The organism is Streptomyces mirabilis (assembly GCF_018310535.1).
Classification (GTDB): Bacteria; Actinomycetota; Actinomycetes; order Streptomycetales; family Streptomycetaceae; genus Streptomyces.
The window spans coordinates 4,308,172-4,329,457 of record NZ_CP074102.1; the positions used below are offsets into that span (position 1 = coordinate 4,308,172).

Annotated in this window: 19 protein-coding genes; 4 read left to right on the forward strand and 15 right to left on the reverse strand. The window is 69.7% G+C overall.

Annotation, left to right across the window (positions count from 1 at the left end):
- Positions 1-18 precede the first annotated feature (18 nt).
- The 3 genes from pdxR to SMIR_RS19025 all read right to left on the reverse strand — a co-directional run bounded on the left by pdxR (position 19) and on the right by SMIR_RS19025 (position 4,729).
- Positions 19-1,437, reverse strand: a complete 1,419-nt coding sequence (pdxR, locus tag SMIR_RS19015; RefSeq protein ID WP_168493456.1) for a MocR-like pyridoxine biosynthesis transcription factor PdxR — start codon at positions 1,435-1,437, stop codon at positions 19-21.
- Positions 1,438-1,564: 127 nt separating this feature from the next.
- Positions 1,565-3,052 (reverse strand): aminopeptidase P family protein, encoded by a 1,488-nt coding sequence (locus SMIR_RS19020; RefSeq protein ID WP_422664447.1) that lies wholly within the window; start codon positions 3,050-3,052, stop codon positions 1,565-1,567.
- Positions 3,053-3,205: 153 nt separating this feature from the next.
- Entirely contained in the window at positions 3,206-4,729 is a 1,524-nt protein-coding gene (locus SMIR_RS19025) for a PP2C family protein-serine/threonine phosphatase (RefSeq protein WP_212728374.1), read from the reverse strand.
- A gap of 481 nt (positions 4,730-5,210) precedes the next feature.
- Here SMIR_RS19025 and SMIR_RS19030 point away from each other — a divergent pair, with 481 nt between their 5' ends.
- Together SMIR_RS19030 and SMIR_RS19035 are read left to right on the forward strand one after the other, a co-directional pair.
- Positions 5,211-5,876 (forward strand): bifunctional DNA primase/polymerase, encoded by a 666-nt coding sequence (locus SMIR_RS19030; protein WP_075031436.1) that lies wholly within the window; start codon positions 5,211-5,213, stop codon positions 5,874-5,876.
- A gap of 56 nt (positions 5,877-5,932) precedes the next feature.
- The gene (locus SMIR_RS19035) at positions 5,933-6,604 is read left to right on the forward strand and encodes a hypothetical protein (RefSeq protein WP_248003004.1); all 672 of its coding nucleotides are present in this window, start codon (positions 5,933-5,935) and stop codon (positions 6,602-6,604) included.
- 263 nt (positions 6,605-6,867) lie between these two features.
- On the opposite strand, the gene SMIR_RS19040 is transcribed toward SMIR_RS19035, so the two are convergent.
- From SMIR_RS19040 to SMIR_RS19050, 3 genes are all read right to left on the reverse strand, one after another.
- Entirely contained in the window at positions 6,868-7,833 is a 966-nt protein-coding gene (locus SMIR_RS19040) for a DUF5926 family protein (RefSeq protein WP_168493454.1), read from the reverse strand.
- A 237-nt stretch (positions 7,834-8,070) separates the two neighbouring features.
- Positions 8,071-8,709: an ATP-binding protein gene (locus SMIR_RS19045; protein WP_211118750.1), complete on the reverse strand. Its 639-nt coding sequence runs from the start codon at positions 8,707-8,709 to the stop codon at positions 8,071-8,073.
- 137 nt (positions 8,710-8,846) lie between these two features.
- A complete protein-coding gene (locus SMIR_RS19050) occupies positions 8,847-9,656 on the reverse strand; it encodes a glycerophosphodiester phosphodiesterase (protein WP_168493451.1) in 810 nt (269 codons plus the stop codon).
- 266 nt (positions 9,657-9,922) lie between these two features.
- Here SMIR_RS19050 and SMIR_RS19055 point away from each other — a divergent pair, with 266 nt between their 5' ends.
- The gene (locus tag SMIR_RS19055; protein WP_212727188.1) at positions 9,923-11,407 is read left to right on the forward strand and encodes a S1C family serine protease; all 1,485 of its coding nucleotides are present in this window, start codon (positions 9,923-9,925) and stop codon (positions 11,405-11,407) included.
- A 297-nt stretch (positions 11,408-11,704) separates the two neighbouring features.
- On the opposite strand, the gene SMIR_RS43575 is transcribed toward SMIR_RS19055, so the two are convergent.
- The 7 genes from SMIR_RS43575 to SMIR_RS19090 form a co-directional block, all read right to left on the reverse strand.
- Positions 11,705-12,043 carry a hypothetical protein gene (locus tag SMIR_RS43575; RefSeq protein WP_240363975.1) on the reverse strand — a complete coding sequence of 113 codons (339 nt, stop codon included), beginning with the start codon at positions 12,041-12,043 and terminating at the stop codon, positions 11,705-11,707.
- A gap of 294 nt (positions 12,044-12,337) precedes the next feature.
- Complete coding sequence (locus SMIR_RS19065) at positions 12,338-13,732, reverse strand: tyrosine-type recombinase/integrase (protein WP_168493449.1); 1,395 nt, start codon at positions 13,730-13,732, stop codon at positions 12,338-12,340.
- Entirely contained in the window at positions 13,726-13,932 is a 207-nt protein-coding gene (locus tag SMIR_RS19070) for a helix-turn-helix transcriptional regulator (protein WP_248003003.1), read from the reverse strand. Before SMIR_RS19070 ends, SMIR_RS19065 begins: the two co-directional genes overlap by 7 nt.
- A complete protein-coding gene (locus SMIR_RS19075; protein ID WP_168493445.1) occupies positions 13,929-15,392 on the reverse strand; it encodes a replication initiator in 1,464 nt (487 codons plus the stop codon). Before SMIR_RS19075 ends, SMIR_RS19070 begins: the two co-directional genes overlap by 4 nt.
- Positions 15,393-15,542: 150 nt before the next feature.
- The gene (locus SMIR_RS19080; RefSeq protein WP_168493443.1) at positions 15,543-16,241 is read right to left on the reverse strand and encodes a DUF2637 domain-containing protein; all 699 of its coding nucleotides are present in this window, start codon (positions 16,239-16,241) and stop codon (positions 15,543-15,545) included.
- Between the two features lie 53 nt (positions 16,242-16,294).
- Complete coding sequence (locus tag SMIR_RS19085; protein WP_168493441.1) at positions 16,295-17,710, reverse strand: FtsK/SpoIIIE domain-containing protein; 1,416 nt, start codon at positions 17,708-17,710, stop codon at positions 16,295-16,297.
- Between the two features lie 213 nt (positions 17,711-17,923).
- A complete protein-coding gene (locus SMIR_RS19090) occupies positions 17,924-18,274 on the reverse strand; it encodes an SCO3933 family regulatory protein (RefSeq protein WP_054233111.1) in 351 nt (116 codons plus the stop codon).
- Between the two features lie 170 nt (positions 18,275-18,444).
- Here SMIR_RS19090 and SMIR_RS19095 point away from each other — a divergent pair, with 170 nt between their 5' ends.
- The gene (locus tag SMIR_RS19095; protein WP_168493439.1) at positions 18,445-18,927 is read left to right on the forward strand and encodes a winged helix-turn-helix domain-containing protein; all 483 of its coding nucleotides are present in this window, start codon (positions 18,445-18,447) and stop codon (positions 18,925-18,927) included.
- A gap of 931 nt (positions 18,928-19,858) precedes the next feature.
- On the opposite strand, the gene SMIR_RS19100 is transcribed toward SMIR_RS19095, so the two are convergent.
- Both SMIR_RS19100 and SMIR_RS19105 read right to left on the reverse strand, forming a co-directional pair.
- On the reverse strand, positions 19,859-20,647 hold the full coding sequence (locus SMIR_RS19100) for a protein kinase domain-containing protein (RefSeq protein WP_422664519.1): 789 nt from the start codon (positions 20,645-20,647) through the stop codon (positions 19,859-19,861).
- Between the two features lie 118 nt (positions 20,648-20,765).
- Positions 20,766-21,209, reverse strand: a complete 444-nt coding sequence (locus SMIR_RS19105; RefSeq protein ID WP_168493437.1) for a glycine-rich domain-containing protein — start codon at positions 21,207-21,209, stop codon at positions 20,766-20,768.
- Positions 21,210-21,286 lie beyond the last annotated feature (77 nt).

Genomic DNA, 21,286 nt, shown 5'->3' on the forward strand with positions numbered 1-21,286 from the left:
CGTCAACAGGCCCAATCCTCACACCTTTTTGCGGCCCAATTGACTCCCGCCCGACACCCCCTGGCTCCCGTCCAGCACTCGCCCCAACGCCTCCAGCGCTTCCGGATAGATGCGCTCCCGGGGAGTTCCGTAGCCCACGACCAAGCCCTGAGGGCGCCCCTCGCCGCGCTCGTGCCAGTGCTCGCCGAGATGCCCGACGGCGAGCCCCTCCTCCTCCGCCCGCGCCAATACCTCCGCCTCGTCCGCCACGTCCACCAGCGCGTGCAGCCCGGCAGCGATACCGCGTACGCTCCTGCGCGCCCCAAGCCGGTCGAGCAGCTGGTCCCGGCGCCGCCGGTATCGCAGCCGGCAGGCGCGCACATGACGGTCGTACGCGTGGCTGGTGATCATCTCGGCCAGCGCCAACTGGCCGATGGACTCGGTGTGATGGTCGCTGTGCAGCTTCACGTCGGTCACCGCGTCGACCAGGTGCGGCGGCAGCACCATCCAGCCGAGCCGCAGCGCGGGTCCGAGCGTCTTGGACGCCGTACCCAGGTAGGCGACCTGCCCCGGTGCCATGCCCTGGAGGGCGCCGACGGGTTGCCGGTCGTAGCGGAACTCACCGTCGTAGTCGTCCTCGACGATCAGCCCGCCCCTCGCGCGTGCCCAGTCGGTGAGCGCCCGCCGCCGCTCGGGGTGCAGGGTCACCCCGGTCGGGTACTGATGGGCGGGCGTGACGACGACCGCGTCCGCCTGCGAGGAAGTCAACTCCCCCGCGCAGGCGCCTCGTTCGTCCACCTTCAGCGGCACCACCGTGCCCCCGCCCCGCCGCACCACGTCCCGGTGGAACGGGAGCCCGGGGTCCTCCATCGCCACCACCCCGCCGTCCAGCACACGCGTGAGGAGCGCGAGCCCCTGCACGTACCCCGAGGTGATCACGATCCGCTCGGGCGGCGCGATCACGCCCCGGGCCCGTCCCAGGTAGCCCGAGAGCGCCGTCCGCAGTTCGATCCGGCCGCGCGGGTCCCCGTAGTCGTACGCCAGGGAGGGCGCCGTCGCGATCGCGCGGCGCAGTGCCCGCAGCCACGCCGCGGCCGGGAACGTACCGACGTCCGGGCTGCCGGGCCGCAGATCGAAACGGGGCGCACGCGCGCGGGGAGCCCCGACGGCCTCCGACACGGCGTCCGCGGGAAGCACCGCGACCTCGGTGCCCGACCCCTGCCGGGCCGTCAGGTACCCCTCGGCGACCAGTTGGTCGTACGCCCCCTTGGCCGTTCCGCGCGAGATGCCGAGTTCGGCCGCGAGCCGCCGGGTCGGGGGCAATCGTGTGCCCGGAGCGAGCCGTCCGTCGCGCACCGCGTCCCGCAGAGCCCGTTCGAGCCCGGTCCTGCGCCCCGCGGCCACGTCCGGCTCCAGATGCAGATCCACCCCGACACCGGACCAGAAGTCGTCGCCCACTAATCCCCCCCCGTGAGTTTCCCGCGCCCAAAGGGGCGCGGGGAACTGCGCGACCAGCCAAGACCTACCCGCAGACGAATGGCCGGGCACTTCTCGTACCCGGCCATCAGCCCTACGTCAGCCCACGTCAGCCCTTCAGGGCCGCCATCCACGTCTCGACCTCGTCGGAGCGGCGCGGCAGCCCCGCCGACAGGTTCCGGTTGCCGTCCTCGGTCACCAGGATGTCGTCCTCGATGCGCACGCCGATGCCCCGGTACTCCTCGGGGACGGTCAGGTCGTCCGCCTGGAAGTACAGGCCCGGCTCGACGGTCAGGCACATGCCCGGCTCCAGCGTGCTGTCCACGTACGTCTCGGTCCGTGCGGCGGCGCAGTCGTGGACGTCCATGCCGAGCATGTGGCCGGTGCCGTGCAGGGTCCAGCGGCGCTGCAGACCCAGCTCCAGGACACGCTCGACCGGACCCTCGACCAGACCCCACTCGACGAGCTTCTCGGCCAGCACGTGCTGCGCGGCGTCGTGGAAGTCGCGGTACTTGGCACCGGGCTGCACGGCCGCGATACCGGCCTCCTGGGCCTCGTACACGGCGTCGTAGATCTTCTTCTGGATCTCGCTGTAGCGGCCGTTGACCGGCAGCGTGCGCGTGACGTCGGCGGTGTAGAGCGTGTGCGTCTCCACGCCCGCGTCGAGCAGCAGCAGGTCTCCGGAGCGCACGGGCCCGTCGTTGCGCACCCAGTGCAGCGTGCAGGCGTGCGGGCCGGCGGCGCAGATCGAGCCGTAGCCGATGTCGTTGCCCTCGACCCGGGCGCGCAGGAAGAAGGTGCCCTCGATGTAGCGCTCGCTGGTCGCCTCGGCCTTGTCCAGGACCTTCACGACGTCCTCGAAGCCGCGCACCGTCGAGTCGACGGCCTTCTGCAGCTCGCCGGCCTCGAAGTCGTCCTTGATCAGCCGCGCCTCGGAGAGGAAGACCCGCAGCTCCTCGTCGCGCTCGGCGGTGACCTTGTCGGTCAGGGCCGCCTCGATGCCGGCGTCGTAGCCGCGCACGACCCGGACCGGTCCGGTGGCCTCGCGCAGCTTGTCGGCCAGCTCGCGCACGTCGGAGGCGGGGATGCCGTACAGCTGTTCGGCCTCGGTGAGGGAGTGGCGGCGGCCGACCCACAGCTCGCCCTGCCCGGACAGCCAGAACTCGCCGTTCTCGCGGTCGGAGCGCGGCAGCAGGTAGATCGTCGCCTTGTGCCCGTCGGTGGTGGGCTCCAGGACCAGGACGCCGTCCTCGGTCAGGTTGCCGGTGAGGTACGCGTACTCGACCGAGGCGCGGAAGGGGTAGTCCGTGTCGTTCGAGCGGGTCTTCAGGTTGCCCGCCGGGATCACCAGGCGCTCGCCCGGGAAGCGCGCGGAGAGCGCGGCGCGGCGGGCGGCGGTGCACTCGGCCTGCGCGATCGGCGTGAGGCCGCGCAGCTCGGTGTCGGCCCATCCGGACTTCATGTTCTCGGCGAGCTCGTCGGACACGCCCGGGTACAGGCCGTTCTTGCGCTGCTTGATCGGCTCTTCTTCGCCCGCTTCGTCAGCGGCATCGTCGAGCACGGCTTCCGGGGTCTCCGGGTTGAGCGCCTCCGACACGGTCTGCCTCCTAGATACGACTCTGGACCTTTCCCCCCAGCTCTCCGCTGTGCCGGAGCAGGGGGACACCCATCATCGTACGGTCGTACAGAGGTGGGCCCAGGGCCGGAAGTCCTGTTACGCGCAGAGCTCAGCGCGCGCGGCCCGAGGGCCTCACTCGAAGCGAGCCGCCAGCAGTACGACGTCCTCCGCGCTGTCCGCCTCGTCCAGCCCGTCCGGCAGCACGGACCGCAGAACATGGTCGGCGAGCGCGCCGGGGTCCGCACGCAGTGTCCTGGGGACGCTGGCGGCCGCCGCGTGCAGCCGGGCGAAGGCGCGGTCCATGGGGTCGCCGGTGCGGTGCAGCAGACCGTCGGTGTAGAGCAGCACAGTCTCGCCGGGCTCGGCCGTCAGTTCGACGCTGGGCGCCTCCCAGCAGGCGAGCATGCCCAGGGGCGCGGACAGGGAGGTCTCCACGAACTCGGTGCGCCGCGCGCCGATCACCAGCGGCGGGCTGTGTCCGGCACCGGCGAGCGTGACCTTGCGCAGGGCGGGCTCGCAGTACGCGAAGAGGGCGGTCGCGGAACGGGCGGGCTCGGTCAGGCGCAGCAGCAGCTCGAGGTCGGACAGGACGGCGACGGGGTCCTCGCCCTCCATCACGGCGTACGCCCGCAGGGAGGCCCTCAGTCGGCCCATGGCGGCGACCGCGCTGGGCCCGGCCCCGGTGACGGAGCCGACCGCGAGGCCGAGCGCGGCGTCGGGCAGCGTCAGCGCGTCGTACCAGTCGCCGCCGCCGCGCGGGCCCGTGCGGTGCCGGGCGGCGAGCTGGACACCGGAGACCCGGGGCAGCCGCGGCGGAAGCAGCTCCCGGGAGATCGTCTTCATGCACGCGCGTGTGCGGTCCAGTTCCAGCAGCCGCGCCAGGTGCTCGGTCGCGTAGCGGGCGTAGAGGCCGACGAGGTGGCGCTGGCGCTCCACCGGTTCGGCGGGTTCGTCGTAGAGCCATACGGCGGCGCCCAGCCGGCCCGCCGCCTTGGTGGACAGGGGCAGCGCGTAGCTCGCGGCGTAGCCGAGCCGGGCGGCCACCTCGCGGTGGCGGGGGTCGAGTCCGTCCTCGGAGAGGAGGTCGGGCTGGGAGATCTCGGCCTCGCCGCCGGGCAGTCCGTCCAGGATCCTGCCGTACGACATGGCGCTGCGCGGGACGGTCTCGATGTGGCCGAGGTCGGCGCGGGCGAGGCCCAGGCCGATGGTGGTGTCCGGGCCGAGTCCGTCGCCCGGTTCCATGACGACGAGACCGCGTCGGGCGCCCACGAGGGCGGCTCCGGCGCGCAGCAGCTCCTGCAGCGCGTCGCTCAGTGTCGCGGTGCGCACCAGGCGCTCGGTGAGTTCGTGGAGGGTGGTGAGGTCGGACACCCAGCCGGCGAGCCGATCTTGGAGAACGGCTCCGGGGCCGGTGGACGAGGTGGCCGAAGCAGAGCCCGTCGCGGAACCCGTGACGGACGTCGTCGGCGCGACAGTGTGTGCGGGCGCGGGAACTGTTGAATCGATTCCGGCCACTTTCGGAACGTGAGGGGCGTTCATGGCGTCCGGCTTTCCGACCGGTGCGTATTGCTCAATAGCATCGCAAACCCCTATGTCGTTCTGCGCCGCTAGCAGTGTCTCCACATGTACACGCACTCGTGAGGGGATGTCCAGCATTGTCCTGCTGGGATTCCTGGTGTCCATGAGACCGTCGGTAACCCTTGCGGGAAAGCAAAGTTGGCTTAAAACTGACTCGGGTAACGGGTTATTGAGGTCGACTGGCCTCGTTCGACGGAGCGTCACAGCGGTCGTGATGGGTACGTACTCGGTGAAGGCCAGGGGTGGTTGGGATCCGCCCGGAACCTGGCGACGGACCCGGGCGTCTTAACCACCGACGACCGTGCCCCATCCTCCCGTGGCGGAGGCGGCAAGAAACAGCGGGACGGCAAAACGCCAGGCGCCGCCACCCCACGCCATGCCCATGCTTTAGACAGACGCAGTATGGACGCGGACGCAGCCAATGCTCGGCCCAGATGGGTTCCCCTTGCCTCGCGCAAGGGTGTGATGCGCCAGCAGGTACGCACAGTGAAGTGATCGACACATGGTGTGATGTGATCCACGGTGTTGCCAGGCGTGCAACGGAAAGGAACGAGCGCTCATGCGCGAGATCCTCGGAAGGCGACGCAGGCTCCTGTCCAGGCGAAACAACGGGAGGCCTGAGATGCTCAGCGCGGCCCTGACCTTCGCGACCGATTGGCAGTGGCCCGTACTCCCGGGTGTGGCACCGGACCCGCAGGGGCGTGCCCGCTGCGGGTGCCCGGACCCCGAGTGCACGGTGCCCGGTGCTCACCCCTTCGACCCCGGCCTCCTCGCGGCCACCACCGACGAGCGCATGGTGCGCTGGTGGTGGACCAACCGGCCGTCCGCACCCATCGTGCTGGCCACCGGAGGCAGGGCTCCCTGCGCGGTGAGCCTGCCCGCCCTCGCGGCGGCCCGCGCACTCGACGCGCTCGACCGCACGGGCATGCGCCTCGGCCCGGTCGTCGCGGCGCCCACGCGCTGGGCGATCCTCGTCGCGCCCTACTCCATGGAGCAGCTCGGCGAGCTCCTCTACGCCAAGGACTTCGTGCCGGGGTCCCTGCGCTTCCACGGCGAGGGCGGCTACATCGCGCTGCCCCCGTCCGAGACCGGTCAGGGCCAGATCCGCTGGGAGCGCGCACCCCTGCCCGGATCGGCCGCGCCCTGGGTGCCCGATGTGGAGGCCGTGGTGGACGCGGTGGTGGAGGCGCTCACTCGTACGGGTGTGAGCGCGCCCGAGTTGTAGGGGTGCCCGGCGCGCGGTGAGCCGCGCGCCCACCCGCGCTCGTTATGTTCCGCACTATGCAGCGTCATTCCGGGGGACACAGAGCCCCATCGTCTCTACGTGCCGGGCCGGACTCCCAAAGGGTTCGCCTGGTGGCGCTGGCGGGCCTCGTGGTGTTCACGGTCGCCCTGCCACTGACCGTGGCCTCCGCGGGACCCGTCGGTGACGGGAGTTCCGAGGCCGTACGCGCGTCCCGGAGGATCGACGACAAGGGAACGGCCGCCCCCGCCGCGCCCCGTTCCGCTTCCGCGACCCCTCCCGCTTCCGCGCCCGTGCCCCGGCTTCTGGGCCTCGGCCGGGCCACCGCCGCCCGCTGCGGCCCCGAACTCTCCTCCCCCGACGGCGTCGAGGCGCAGACCTGTGTCATGACCCAGGGGGAGGACACCTGGGCGCGCACCTACTACCGCAACGCGACCGGTGACGAGCTGAGCTCCGCACTGAGCCTCATGGGCCCCGGTGGCCGCACCGTGGAGATGAACTGCGTGGTGGGCGCCGAGGACGACCCGGGGGTGTGCGAGACGCCCAGAGGGCGTACGGCGGGGGGTGTGGGGGCGTACACGGCGGTCGCGGAGTTCGCGAGGAGCGTCGGGAGCGGGCCGATGCTGCTGCGGTCGGGAAGCGAGGCGGAGAGCGCCTCGGGGAGCGATTCCGAGAGCACCTGGGGAAGCGGACCGGAGAGCGGTCCGTAGAGCCCCTCGGGGAGCAACTCGCCCCCGTAGCAAGGCGGTTGACGCCGCAGGGAGATCCGTACATGGAAAGACCCGGTTGCTGGCGACGGGGGATGCACCAGCAACCGGGCTACTCGAACGGTAACAAGAGATCGGCGGTTCGCAAATTCGATCTCGGCTATTCGGACACGGATTTACCTGTCGCCGCCGGGAGTTGTGACAGGAGTCACCTGTTCCGCGAAGCACCGACCAGCTGACCGGTCGGTCAGTGTCCCCGCTGTGTGTCAGCTGAGCGTGACCTGTCGGTTCGTGAGGCCGCCCCGTGCCCGCCGCTCGTCCACGGTGAGCGGTGCGTCTGAGGCCAGGGCGGTCGCGAGGCGCTCGGCGAACTCGGCCGCCGGCTTTTCCACATCGTCGGCCGTGACGCCCGTCGGCAGGTCCCAGACCGGCACCGTGAGCCCGTGCGCACGGAAGGAACCGACCAGCCGGGTGCCCTCGCCGAGGCTCGAGCGACCGGCCGCGTGCAGCCGGGCGAGCGCGTCCAGAAGCTGCTCCTCGGGGTACGGCATCACCCAGCGCAGGTGGTTCTTGTCGGGGGTCTCGCACCAGTACGCCGCGTCCACGCCGGAGAGCTTCACGGTCGGGATCGCCGCCGCGTTGGCCCGCTCCAGGGAGGCGGTGACCTCCGGCGTCGAGTGCTCCGCGTCCGGGACCCAGAACTCGAAGCCCGAGTGCACAACTGGCTCGAACGTGCCTTCGGGGTCGAGCAGTTCCTGCAGTCGCGGGCCGTCGGCCGGGGCGCGGCGGCCCTGGATCGGGGTGCCGGGCTGCGCCGTGAGCGCGCGCTGGAGGGTGTCGGCGAGGTCGCGGCTGATGTCGCCGGACGCCGTGTCGTTCTGCAGGCCGATCAGGACCGAGCCGTCGTCGCGGCGCAGCGCGGGCCAGGCCATCGGCAGGACGGTGGCGAGCGTCACCGAGGGAACTCCCTCGGGCAGGCTCTCCTTGAGCTTCAGCTCGACCGTTGCGGCGGGTACCAGCTCGCGCAGCGCGACCCAGTCGCCCTCGCTCGGCAGGCCCTCGAAGGGGCGCTGGACCAGCTCCGTCACCGCGTGTGCGGCCGCCCGGCCGTGGCAGGCCTTGTAGCGGCGGCCGCTGCCGCAGGGGCAGGGCTCGCGAGCGCCGACTACCGGGATCTCCCCGTCCTTGAGCTGAGGCTGCTTGGCCTTCGTCTGGGGTCGCTTCTTGGCCATCGTGGGTGTCTCCCGATCACGGCTCGTCTCGTACTGGCGCGAGCCTAGCCGCTCGTACGTCGGCCGACGGGACCCTGTGGACAACGCACCGAGTCGTCCCGGAACAGAGTCCTCCGTCCGGGGTTTCCTCCCCCGTCCCGTCGGGGGTTTCCTCCCCGTCCCGTCCTGGTGTGCGCGGTGGTCGGTCCGTCCGGCGGGTGCGGTGCGTGTGGTGGGTGTTCGGTTCGTGCGCCGTCGTCAGTCCAAGTCGTCGAAGACGTCCGCGAAGTCCAGCCCGGGCAGCCCCGTCACGCCCGGTGACGCGACGCGCGTAGCGAAGTCGTCCCGCCGGCGCGCGGCGGCCGTGTCCGTCACGTCGTCCTGGACGACGACCCACACGGTGACCTCTCCCCGGGTGTCGTCCCGTACGCCCCAGTCCTTGGCCAGCGCCGTGATGATGTTCAGCCCACGGCCGCCGTGCGCGGTGACCGAGGGCGTGGCGGGAACCGGGCGGGTCGGACCACCGCCGTCCGTCACCTCGACGGTGAGCCTCCCGGACGCGTCGACGCGCCAAGCGGCCCGGACGTCGCCGTCCCCGGCCAGGGCGTCGCCGAGGGGCCTGCCGTGCCGGCACGCATTGCTCAAAAGTTCGGAAAGGATCAGTACGGCGTCGTCGATGACCGATTCCGTCACTCCACCGGTGCGCAGCTGGTCGCGCATCCGATGTCTTGCTCTCCCCACGCCCGCAGGGCCATGGGGAACGGCCATGCTCGACGACGTGGGCACCTCCTGTGCCACCACCAACGCCACCCCCGAGACCTCCTTTGCCCCACGCCACGGAGTGGATGCCCCTTTGGACTGGGCCGGAAACCGGCCAATCCACGTCTGCTGACGCACTCGTAACGATCGAATACGGAACGAACGCGCCGGTGCACTCCCTGTAATCATGTGGCTGGATTTCGGCGGTGATTGACGCGGTCGGACGGCCGTTGCCGGCGCTTCGAGCGGTGGTTTCCGGACGGCGAGCCGCGAGGTCAGCGGCCGAGTTGGTGCAGCACCGCGCGCGGGCGGTTGGTGATGATGGCGTCGATGCCCAGTTCAACGCAGAGATCGACGTCCTCGGGTTCGTTCACCGTCCAGACGTGGACCTGATGACCGGCTCTTTTCAGCCGTTCGATGTATCCGGGGTGACTGCGTACGATCCGCATCGAGGGGCCCGCGATCCGGACACCGGCCGGCAGCCGTCCGTCGCGCAGTCGGGGCGAGATGAACTGCAGCAGATAGACCGTCGGTAGCGCCGGGGACGCGGACCGGACGCGGTGCAGGGAGCGCGCCGAGAAGCTCATGACGCGCACCGGCGACGCGGCGGCGCTCGCCGGCGCGTCCAGGCCGAAGCGCTTCAGGAGGAGCAGTAGCCGGTCTTCGACCTGGCCCGCCCAGCGCGTGGGGTGCTTGGTCTCGATGGCCAGCTCCACACGGCGGCCCGCGTCGGCGACGAGTTCGAGCAGCCGCTCCAGGGTGAGGACGGAGGTGTCCTCCGGGTCCCCGGGGCCGTACTCCCAGTCGGGGGACTCGTCGCGGTTCTTCCAGGAGCCGAAGTCCAGGGCGGCGAGCTCGGCGAGCTCCAGGGCGGAGACGGCTCCGCGGCCGTTGGACGTACGGTTGACGCGGCGGTCGTGCACGCAGACGAGATGTCCGTCCGCGGTCAGCCGTACATCGCACTCAAGGGCGTCCGCACCGTCCTCGATCGCCTTCTTGTACGCGGCCAGGGTGTGCTCGGGAGCCTCTTCGGAGGCCCCGCGGTGGGCGACGACCTGAATCGGGTGCTGTCGTGCGTGGGTCACCGCGTCATGGTGCCACCGTCGCGGGGTCGACGTGGGGGCCGAGACACCAGGAATGTTTCTTTTAGTATAAAAAGCCCGATATAAAGGATGGTCCTGGACCCACAGCCACCGCTTATGGTGCTCTGACGTCCCGTGGGAAAAGCTGACGGCGTACAAAAAGCACATGCACACCAGCACAGCTGCATCGCGCCGGACCGTCTGACAAGCGTGAGTGAGCGTGACCGAGTGCGACCGAGAACAACAGCCGTGGACCGAGGAGAAGAGCTGTGAGCACCGAGAACGAGGGCACTGCAGTACCCCCGGCCCCGTCCGCACCTCCTGTGCCGGTGGAAACTCCCGCTGCTTCCGCGCAGAGCGCTGCGCCCGAAGGGGGCGCGCCGACCGCCCAGATCCCGACGGTGCCTCCGAGCGCCCCCGGCGCACCGGAGCAGACACCGGCGTACGCGTCGTTCGGCGCCGGGGCTCCCGGGGCGCAGGGGCACGACTCCGGGGCGCCCGGAGCGCCGCTCTCCGCCGCCGAGGCGGGCTGGCCGCCCCCGCCGCCCGCCGTTCCGTCGTACGCGGACGGTGGCGGCTCGGGAGCGGGCGGCTGGGGCTCCTCCTACGGGCAGCCCACGCCGAAGCCCAAGAACGGGCGCGGCGGCCTGGTCGCGGCGATCCTGGTGGCCGCGCTGGTCGCGGGCGGCGTCGGCGGCGGCATCGGCTACTCGCTGGCCAAGAACAACGACAGCTCCACCGACTCGACGACGGTCTCCGCGCCGAGCGGCAGCGGTGACGTGAAGCGGGCCTCGGGCACGGTCGCGAACGTGGCCGCCAGGGCGCTGCCGAGCACCGTCACCATCGAGGCCGAGAGCAGCAGCGGCTCGGGCGGCACCGGCACCGGGTTCGTCTTCGACACCCAGGGTCACATCCTCACCAACAACCACGTCGTGGCGGACGCGGTCGACGGCGGCAAGCTCACCGCGACCTTCCCCAACGGCAAGAAGTACGACGCCGAGGTCGTCGGCCACGCGCAGGGCTACGACGTCGCGGTCATCAAGCTCAAGAACGCGCCGTCGGACCTGAAGCCGCTCACCCTGGGTGACTCCGACTCGGTGGCGGTCGGCGACTCCACGATCGCGATCGGCGCGCCCTTCGGCCTCTCGAACACGGTGACCACGGGCATCATCAGCGCCAAGAACCGCCCCGTGGCCTCCAGCGACGGCAGTGCCAGCAGCAAGGCCTCCTACATGAGCGCCCTGCAGACGGACGCCTCGATCAACCCGGGCAACTCCGGTGGCCCTCTCCTGGACGCCCAGGGCGCGGTCATCGGCATCAACTCGGCGATCCAGTCCTCGAGCAGCGGCGGTCTGGGCGGCACCAGCCAGTCCGGCTCCATCGGCCTCGGCTTCGCCATCCCGGTCAACCAGGCGAAGCACGTCGCCCAGCAGCTGATCAAGACCGGCAAGCCGGTCTACCCGGTGATCGGCGCCTCGGTCTCCCTCGAGGACGGCACCGGCGGCGCGAAGATCACCGAGCAGGGCGCGAGCGGCTCCGCGGCGGTCACCTCCGGCGGCCCCGCCGACAAGGCCGGTCTCAAGCCCGGCGACGTCATCACCAAGCTCGACGACCAGGTGATCGACAGCGGCCCGACCCTCATCGGCGAGATCTGGACGCACCAGCCCGGCGACGTCGTCAAGCTCACCTACACGCGTGACGGAAAGGCCCACACCGCCGAGGTCACCCTCGGACAGCGCGACGGCGACAGCTGACCGGTTAGTCTTGTCCCCGCGCCACCGACGATCGCCGGTGGCGCGGGGTGGGTTGCCCGAGCGGCCTAAGGGAACGGTCTTGAAAAACGTGAGGACGCGAAAGCGCCTCCGTGGGCTCGGATCGCACCGCTACCGCAGGTCATAGACGTGCTGGTCAGATGGGGTGTCACTCAGTGAGTGGCACCCCATCTGCATGGCGCCTGTCTCACCTTGATTTGGCCCTGTCGCGTTGTGCATCAGTGCGTGTGGACCAGGCGTGGACCAAGAACGGGCGGACCAGGTACGCGAATCTGCTGGTCAGCGGCCCTGCCTGATCCGAGGCGTGGACCGTCCCAGGGGCGCCGGGACCCGCGAGTCATCACCCGGACGGCATCGTGGCCCGGACCTGCCCACCGTCCTGGTAACCGTGAGATGCAAGGGAACCAAGAACGCGATGACGAACAGGCCGAAGAGGGTGATGGGCAGCAGCCCGACGGGGCGCAACAGCCTTGTGGGATCGTCCTGTACCCACTGCCAGTTGCCGATCCAGTTCGCGCAGACGTCCAGCACCGTCACGCCGCCGGCCAGCCAGATGCCGTTCCTCCGCAGGAGTCCCACCAACACGGCGGTCAGCGGATCGAGGACCACCAAGCTCATGAAGAACACCTGCAAGGGAAGCGGAAACGACGCATAAGCGTGCAGCCCACGACGGGCCAAGTCGAGGAAGTGAGCGCAGGTGCCTTCAAGGAAGCCCGTGATGTACGCCGCGAGAACCCATCTCGCCCAGACCGGCTGTCCGCCCCATCGTTCCCGCAGCCAAAACCCCACCAGGTCACCTTAGACGGAGCCCAGTTCCTTGGCGGAGGAGACCGGGCCCCCGACAGCGCAAAGGCGCCACCCCCACCTCGGCGTAGGTGAGGGTGGCGCCTGTGGTTGGACGGGCCGTACGGCCTATTCGCCGTCGGCAGCCTCCAAGGCCCGTTCAATCTGCTGGTTCGCCCGCTGCTGGTTACGGTGAATCGCCTTGGCGTAGAAGCGGAACAGGACCGCGATGCTGTGGCCTGCTCGGCGTGCGACTTCGGCCGGGGAGACGCCGGACTCAAGCCAGAGCGAGACACCCGCGTGGCGCAGGGAGTACGGCACGTCAGCCAGCGGTGAGGCTGCCTCGGACTCCGTCAGCGCTGCGAGCCGGGCGGCCTTCCACGCCTCCCCGTACTCCTTGGACAGGAGGTGGCCACCCTGCGCGGCACGAAACAGCCGGCCATCCTCGGCGGTGCCGAACTCCTTGACGTGCTGGCGGACCAGGCGCACGAGAACCGGCGGAATCGGCACCGGCCGGGTCGCCTTACGGGCCCGCTTCTTCAGGCCGCGCGTATCGAACGACTCGCCTGTGTCGGTCCATCCGGAGCCGACTCGGGCCATGCTCGTGGAGAGCAGGACTTCACCCCAGCCTTCTTCGGGAAGGGTGAAGTCATCCGCACAGAGACTGGCCGCCTCGCCAGGGCGATTGGCCGCGTAGTAGAGGCAGCCGAAGAACGCCGTCAGGTGCCGTCCGCGTTCGCCCTGCTCACCGACAGCGTCTATCAGCGCCTTCGCCAGCTTGGGGCCGGGGACGAACCGGAAGTTGATCTCGTCGTCGGTTTCGGGCGCGCTCCAGTCGACCTTGTCGAGGGGCAGGGCCGTCAGCAACTCCCGCTCCACCGCGTACCGGAGACAGTTGCTGAAGACCGTCCGCTTGCGGTTCACCGTGTTCTCGGCAGCGGCCGTGCCATCCTGCTTTAGCTTCAGCGCGTCGAGCGCCGTCCGCACCACCGAGGGCGTGTTGAGGTCGGTAATGTCCACGGACTTCCGGCCGATCCAGTCCAACGCGGCCACGATGTCGGCAGGCGGCTCTTCGACGTCGAGACGCGGCCTCAGCGTTCCGTCATCGCCGAGGACGAACCGGTAGACCCACGCGTAGAGCGCGATCCGGAGCACCTTCGGAACCGGAGCCCCGCGGTTGTCCTTGACCAGCTTCGGCGTGATGGTGGCGAGCGTGTCAGCGATGCTCGCGCGGTGCTTGGCCGAGGCGCCGGGCCACTTCATCTCGGCGTACGCGCGGGTGTGGGCGTACCAGGTGGAGGAGTTGAGCGCCTGGACTTCGGAGGCGGGCAGGCCGGTTTCCGTGTCGAACTGCTCGCGGTTGCGCAGGGCGGTCAGCAGCTCGGAGCGTCGACCGTCGGCCTGGGCCTTGATCTTGTAGCTCTTGGAGAAGGGGCGGGGGCCGACGCGCCACCGGAGCTGATAGGCCGCCGCGCGGTTGGGCCGCTTGCGGATGCCCCAGATCTGAACGTCGTAGGTCAGCACGCTTCCTGCACCTCGCAGGCGTCGAACCAGGCGTCGAGGTCGACCCGGCGTATGCGGATCTGGCCGTTGGGCAGCTTCAGGTGCCTGGGCGCCTGCCCCCGAGCGCGCATCCGGTAGAAGGCGGCGCGGGACACCCCGATCTCATCCAGCGCTTCGACCAGCTTCAGCGTCTGCTTGTCGGCCTTGGTTGGAGTGGTCACAGCCAGGGTTCTCCTTCGGACTTCGTGCGTTGGACGTGGGCCAGGTCGTGGCGAACCTGGGCGGCGAGAAGTTCTTCGCCGGGGCGGTAGCCGCTGCTCAGGTAGGTCCATGAGGAGTCGGTGACGAGAGTGGTGTTCTCGTCGTCGACGGGGAGGCCGGCCAGGGCGCGAGCGCGGTCGGCTTGTGCGGAGCGCCAGGCACGGCGTACGTCGCGGAGTGCGCCGAGGGTGGTGGAGTAGGCGCGGGACTTGCTGGAGAAGTGGCCTCGGAAGCCGAGCATGTGGGCCCACTTCCAGAGCTTGAGGTCGGCGAACTCCGGAAGGTGGCCGAGCGCCCAAGCGGTACGGATCATCTGGCGGGCGTGCTGCTGTACCGGGAGGTCGGTGAGGGGTTCGGCTTGGCCGGAGCCCTCGCAGTCGTCGCACAGGTCGCGGAAGCCGTCGGGGCCGCGTACGTAGCCGCGCCCGGAGCAGGGACGGCATACGAGGGTGCGGTCCACGGTGCCCGCGCCCTCGGCGTTCTTGGTGGCGTACTTGGCGACGTATCCGGCGACCTTGGCGTCCGTGAGTTCGCCGTCCCCCAAGGCGGAGATCTGATCCACCTTGAAACGGTCGCCCCACCGGATGACGCGTTCGCCGACCGCGTCCGACTCGATGGTGAGCCGGGCACGGTCGACCGCCAGGCCGACGGCGACGCTAAGGGCGTCGAAGGTGGCCCAGGCTGGGGGCGAGGCGGTGTGGCCGTCGGGACCGTCGAAGCGGACGACCGCGTGGAAGTGGACCAGGCCGCGTTGCTGGTACTCGGCGACCTTGGCGAAGGAGACGCGGAGGGCCGCGTTGAGTGCCTTCTGCGTCATGCCGAGGTGCTCGGCGAGGGCGCGGCGGAGATAGGTCGTGAAGCGTGCCCAGAGGGCCCCGGCATGAGCGTTCCACAGCACGGCGCCGGTGTAGTCGTAGCTTGCCGGGTGCAGCGGGGTGCCGAGTTCGGGGGCGTCCTGGGGGTGGCTCTCGCCGCATGCGCAGGGGCGGGGCTTGCCCGCGTTGGTCGTGGGGCGGTTGTGGACGGGGCCGAAGGACGGGGCGGTGAGGGTGACGAAGGCACGGGGGTGGTCGCGGACGGCTTCGGCGACGTTCTTGCCGCCGGACAGTCCGGCCTTGATGAGGTGGTACGTGTCGGCGGCGTAGAGACGGGAGCAGGCGGGGCAGCGGGAGGCGCGGCGGTTGCCGCAGGTGGTGAGCAGGCGTCCGGAGGGTTCGTCCTCGGAGCGGTAGGAGCGGACCACTTGCTTGGTTGCCTGGTCGGTCGTGACCGTCCAGCCGTGCAGGTTGACGGGGCTTGAGCAGCCGCGCAGGTTGCGGATCTGCTCGGTCACGCGGTCGAAGTCGTCGGTCTTGGCCAGTTCGACCAGGTCCCGCAGGCCGGGGCTGATCACGTGGCGCAGGTCAAGGGAGCGGCGCATGAGTGGCGGGGTGTCCCTTCTGGCGCGAGGGTGGGCCCGCGGGCAGCAGCGATTCAGTGCGCTCGGGCTGCTGCCCGCAGGCATGGCTGATCGGGCCCAGGGGCGGGCGAGGGTGTGAGGTGCCGGGGAGGGCGGCGGAAGGGGGCGGCCCTACAGGGCGGCGTGAAGTGCGGTGGCCATGGGCAGGCCGATGCCGAGTCGCAGCTTGAGCTGGGCCGCCGTGATGGGTTCGCCGTGCTCGGTGTGGTGGGACGTGGCGATGGAGCGGGCTTCGGTCAGTAGCGGCTCAGGCACCTTCAGCGCAGGCGAGGAGGGAGCCGGGGCGATGTGAGGAGTGACCGGGGTCGGGGCCGGAACGGTGAGCGGCACCGCAGGGAGGGCTGTGTCAGAGGCTGTCTCAGGCTCCGACTCGATCTCGTCCGGCGAGGGCGCCGCTTCTGCGGGGCGCGCAACGGTGTGGAAGGCGCGCAGGAGCTGAGGGCCGACCGCGCCCCAGCCGAGGAGGAGCAGTGGGGCCACCGCGTCAACGGCGGCGCGACCGTAGTGTCCGGCGACGATGGGTTCGGCGACGTTGAGGGCCAGGGTCAGCAAGCCGGAGAAGTGCATCAGACGGGTCGCAGCCGTCATCTGTTCGCCGGGCAGGCCGCGCAGTGAGAGATAGCGCAGAGCGACCAGGAGACCGACCACGGACAGGTCCACCATCGGAGCGATGAGCGGTGCGATCGGGCCGGGGACGCCCAGACGCAGAGCGAGGGACCAGACGTTGCCGAAGGAGAAGACGAACGCCAGCGCGGCAATGACGATCATGACGGCAGTGATGGTGCGCTGAGTGATCCGGTCCTCTGTCATGGGTGTTCACCTCACTTTCTTCGCTTGGCGTCGTGAACGTGCAGGGCGGTCGGTCAGGCCGCTTCGGCGTCGGCCTTGATCAGGTCCAGGTCTCCCACGGGAGAGCCGAGGACGGATTCGAGGAGGGCGTAGGGGTCGGCGGTGAGGTGTGCGGTCTGCTCGGCGACGCGGGCCGCGTCCACGTCCGGCACGTACGGCGTGCGGATGCGGGTGAAGCCGGGTTGGGACTGGTGGTTCATGGATGCGACGCCGACATAGGTGGGGTCCTGGAGGTTGATCGGGTTGGCGTCCGGCCATTCCCGGATCTCCTCGCCGAGCGCGGCCACGGCGGCTTCGGCGGTCTTCTGCGCGAAGCTCAGGCCCACCGGGCACACGTCGCGGATGAACGTCGGGATCGCGTCGCCGGTGGACTTCTGGGTGGTGAGGATGACGAGCAGGCCAACGGAACGGCCCTTCTTCACCAGGTCCTCGACGAGCCGGGCATTCTCCGCAGCCAACGCGGCGAGCTTCTTGGTCTTCGGGTCGCTCCCCTTGTGGTCGCGGAAGTAGGTGTGGGCTTCGTCGACGATCAGCACGACGAGCGGCCAGCGGTCGGACGGGCCGATGTCCCACATGGACTTCACTCCGAGCACCGTGCGCACCGACGCGGACCGAGCACGCCGCAGCTCCACCAACCGACGGAACAGCCTGTTGGCCTCTTCCAGGTCATCGCCCACGAAGGCGAACATGCGCTGGACCCAGTCGGCATAGTCGCCTTCGTACGCAGCCGACACCTTGCCGTCCGCGCAGGCGAACTGCACCGCACGCGAGGGCGCCCAGTCCGAGAGAAGCCGGTTGACCAGGCTGGTCTTACCGAAGCCGGGAAGACCGGCCACGGTCACGCCGGGCACCTGTGTGAGGTTCACCGACACAGGCTGTGCGTACTCGTCCAGGCCCAGATCCCACCGGGCTGTCTCGTCCGGTACTTCACCTGTGGGGTGGTGCTCGGTGGGGAACTTCAGCGGATCGAGTCGCACACCCCGGATGACTACCTGCCCAGGCTTGTCCTGGGTGACTGCGACCCGCGTGCAGCGCCACGCGTCCGCGAGGTGCGGGGCCGCCCTCTGGAATTGTTCGAGCCCCACGCCGGGCAGGCAGTTCGCCCGCGCGATCACTCCGTACGCGTCGTGCTTCACCCTCAAAGCGGGTATGAGGACGCGCGGCTTGATGGGCTTGCCGTTCGTGTTCGCCAGCGACGCCAGTGCGGTCGGGGTCTTGTCCGTGGCCGACAGCTTGAGCATCGGTGCGAGACGCTTCCAGCCCCACCGCACACGTACGGCCTGCCGGATCGACTGCCGGGTCATGGCGTCGGCGCGCAGGTAGCGGACCACCCACCACACCGCCCATCCGACGAGCACGGCAAGTGCCAGATCGACGACGAGCGGGCCGTAGCCGAGGACGCCTTCCGCCGGGGCGTTCGGATCCTTCATATGCGCTTCTCCAACGGGTTGTAAAGGAAGGCCACGAGAGCCGATTCGAGGGCCGCCCGATCCGCCGAGACGCCGAGACGTCGAGGCGGGGGTAGCCGTAGCCGACGAGCACGGCCGCTACCGAGTTCACGAGCGATTCGGTGAACCGGGCATCCGGCCCGGCGTGAGGCAGCGGGTAGCTGCGCTCAGCGCCGGACCGGTGAGCCGTGCCGCTCACGCCGCCTCAGACGTCGGGGACACCAGGTCCAGCCGACCCGCGCGGTAGGCGATGCCGTCCGAGAGCGAGCCGTTGAAGATCCGCGCCCACGGGGTGGCGAACAGTTCGACCGGCATGACCGGGACACCCGGCCGAAGGCCGTTGGGCAGACCGGTCTCCGGAACGGTGATCTTCAGAGCCTCGGCACGGTCCTCCTCCATGAAGAAGAGGGTGATCGTGTAGAGCTTCGCGCCGGTCTCACGGTCGGTCGCGAACTGCGTCTTCTCCTGGTCCGCGTACTTCGGCACCGGCAGGGTGCCGACCATGAACGACGAGGTAGGGAGCAGGCCAACACGGATGCGTGCCATGGGAGTTGATCCTTTCGATTGCGCTCCACCAGAGCGGCGGGGCGTGATCACCATTGAACATAGCTGACCTAGCAGTGTCAAGTGAATCGGGTGAGCTAGGTGTCAGCTGACATAGGCCACCTATGTCAGTGGGGTGTGCTACGGGTGCTAGGAATCGCTACTCTTGGGCCATGAGCCCCGCGCCAGAGAGCAAGCAGGACCGCCGGCCGCCGTATCAGCACGCTGCCGACGAGCTTCGGCGCGACATCTTGCAGGGGCGGATCAAGCCGGGCGAGCAGATGCCGTCCATTCGCGAGCTACAGGAACGCTTTGGCGTCGCCAACATGACCGCGAGGGCCGCGCTCAACGTGCTGCGCGATGACGGCTTGATCTACACGATCCATGGCCGGGGCAGCTTCGTCGCAGACCACGATGCCGGCGGCGAGTTCTCCGCGAACTACAACGCTCCAGCCTGGTACTTGGCGAACAAGGACGGGAAGCCCCACCAGGAGCAACAGGGGGAAGGAGGACCCGACGACGCCGAAGCCGCCGGGGCCACCCTCACTGAAATGCTCACAGCGCTACGCGACGAGATCCGTGCCCTCAGCGCTGATCATCAGGAGCTGCGCCGTGAGGTCGAGGATCTGAAGGCTGCTCAGCAGTCGAAGCCGTAGTCCTGAGCTGGGCCACTTCCTCTCGCAACTCCTTGGTCTCCTTGCTGAGGCGGCCGACCATGGCCCGCATCTCCCTGATCAGCGCGGCCATCTGATCCGTGTCCCCGACGTGAATGCTGGTCAACCCCATTTCGTTGTCCGGTATGTGCTCGGTCATCGCTCCCCGCTTGCCGCCGTGCCGTCGTTCCGTACCGCGCTTGCTCGAACCGGGGGCTGGCCCACGGCATCCGCGTGTCTCTCAGGTTGATCGACCACTGCCCTGTGGGCTGTTCAGAGTTTCTTTACTGGATCAAGGCGGCCCGCCTACGGCGGTCCGCGCGCGCTGGCGGCCACAGGCCGCCGCCGCTCCCTGTCTCCGCCACCGCTCCGGCGGCCCCCGGCCACTCAGCGCGCAACACCGCCAAGGCGGACGGCCAGAGCAGGAAGCAACCCGACCAGCCCGAGCACCAGGACCATGCCGAGTCGCGCTGAGAGCGACCACACCGTCCCATCGGCCGCCGTTCTGCAACCGGGACCCGAGGCTGCGCCAAGCACCGTGCGTGGGTCGACAACGCGCAGGCCGGAAGGGGCGCGGTCTGTGTCGTATTCGGGAAGCGTGGCTGAGGCCGGTACGGGGTTGCTGGAGACACACGTGACGGGTGCTCGTTCGGCGCACCCACCGCTATGGCTGACTTTCGGTGGCTGAGGCCAGAACCGTTTTGCCGTCGGCCGTACTGCAAGGGTCGTCCTCTCCAACTCGACAACAGGAAGCCAGGGTTGTAGCCGCACCCGCATCCGAGCACGCCGACCGCCCCGGTACCATCGGCACCGGGGTCCTGATCAGGGATTCCACGACCGGACCACCCGGAATGCTGTCCAGGCTGAGGGGTGGTCCGGTCTTTTGTTGTTGGCTTCGCCGCGCGAGCGGCACGGATGAATCAGGGCTTTGGGATCAGCTCAGGGCTTTGCCCACCTCGTAGATGGTGGGCCGATCCTCGGGGGCGTGGCTGAGCATCGCGTCGATCAGCTCGCCCAGCTCACCAGGCGCCTTCACGGGACGACGCCCACCGTTCGCCACCGCTTCTCTCTGCACGGGGCGCGGAGCGTCGTCCGGGTATTCGACCGCCCGCCAGCCGGTGGCGGAGATGAGCAGGGAGGCGCCGAGTGCGTAGATGTCGGCTTCCTGCGTGGGCTCGGCTTCACCGGTGGCGAGCACGCTGCGCGCGATCTCCGGTGCCTCGTAGTGGACGAGGCAGCCGCGGAACGGGAAGTCGTACCCCTCGGGCACTTGTCCGCCCCGGGCAAGGGCGAGGTCGATAAGGTGCGTCCGTCCCGGCCCGATGATGAAGTGCGCGGGCTGCACGTCGCCGTGGGCCCAGCCCTTCGCGTGGAGCTCGGCCAGCGCTTCCACACATCCCAGCGCCACGCTGGTGTGCGGTTCGATGGACGAGTCTCGCCCACGGCATGGCTCCCACAGCCTGTATAGGTCCGGCCCTTCATGCCACGGCTGGAAGTTCCACGTTCCGCGCTCCCATTCGCCGTACGCGATCTCATCGAAGCCGAGGCGATGCAGCACGGCTCCCTCGCGTGCGGGCGCGAGCGCAGTCCAGGGCTGGGCAGGCCAGTCGGCGGTGGCCTCGATGGGATAGCCGAGTTTCACGGCGTAGTGGCCCCGAGGGCTCTCCACCTCCCAGACCGTGGAGCCCCGACGGTTGATGACCAGGTGCTGAGCCGTGGGCATGAGCGCGTCGAGCACCACGATCGGCAGTTCAGCGGTTGAGCCGGGCAACGTCTCTTCTCCTTCCGAGCGAACGCGGCCGACCACGAGTCGAGGCCGGCCGCATCGCTGTTGTCGTGTGCTACGCCCGACCGTACGGTCGGCCACAGTCCGAGTCGCACTGTGCGAGGTTCGCGCCGTTCACGGTCCAGAGGTCGTCGAAGACCGCGAAACCGGCCGCCTTCATGGCGTGTGCCGAGGCGGCGACCTTCTCAGGATCACGGGCCCCTCCACCCGGCATCGGGCTGTGTTGCAGGAAGCGGCCCGCGTATTTCTCGCACAGCTCGGCGTACTCCTTCGTGTGCAGGATGAGTGCGTGGAGGCCGAGGTCCACGTCGTCCGACGGGACCATGGGGACGGTGGCAGTGGCCGCCGTGACCAGGAACGCGACCGCCTGGTCCGCGATCCGCTCGGCACGCTCGGACGACTGCCCGTTGTGGATGACCACGAAGTGGGCGAGGCTCTCGAACAGCTCCTCACCAGCCACCGCACGACCGGTCTTCTGATCGTTCGCCGTTGCCGTCATGTGCAATCTCCTCGTGTGAGGTGGTGCATGGCATTTACCTCCCGCCCCCGGTCGCCGAGCTCGGCTCATAGACGACC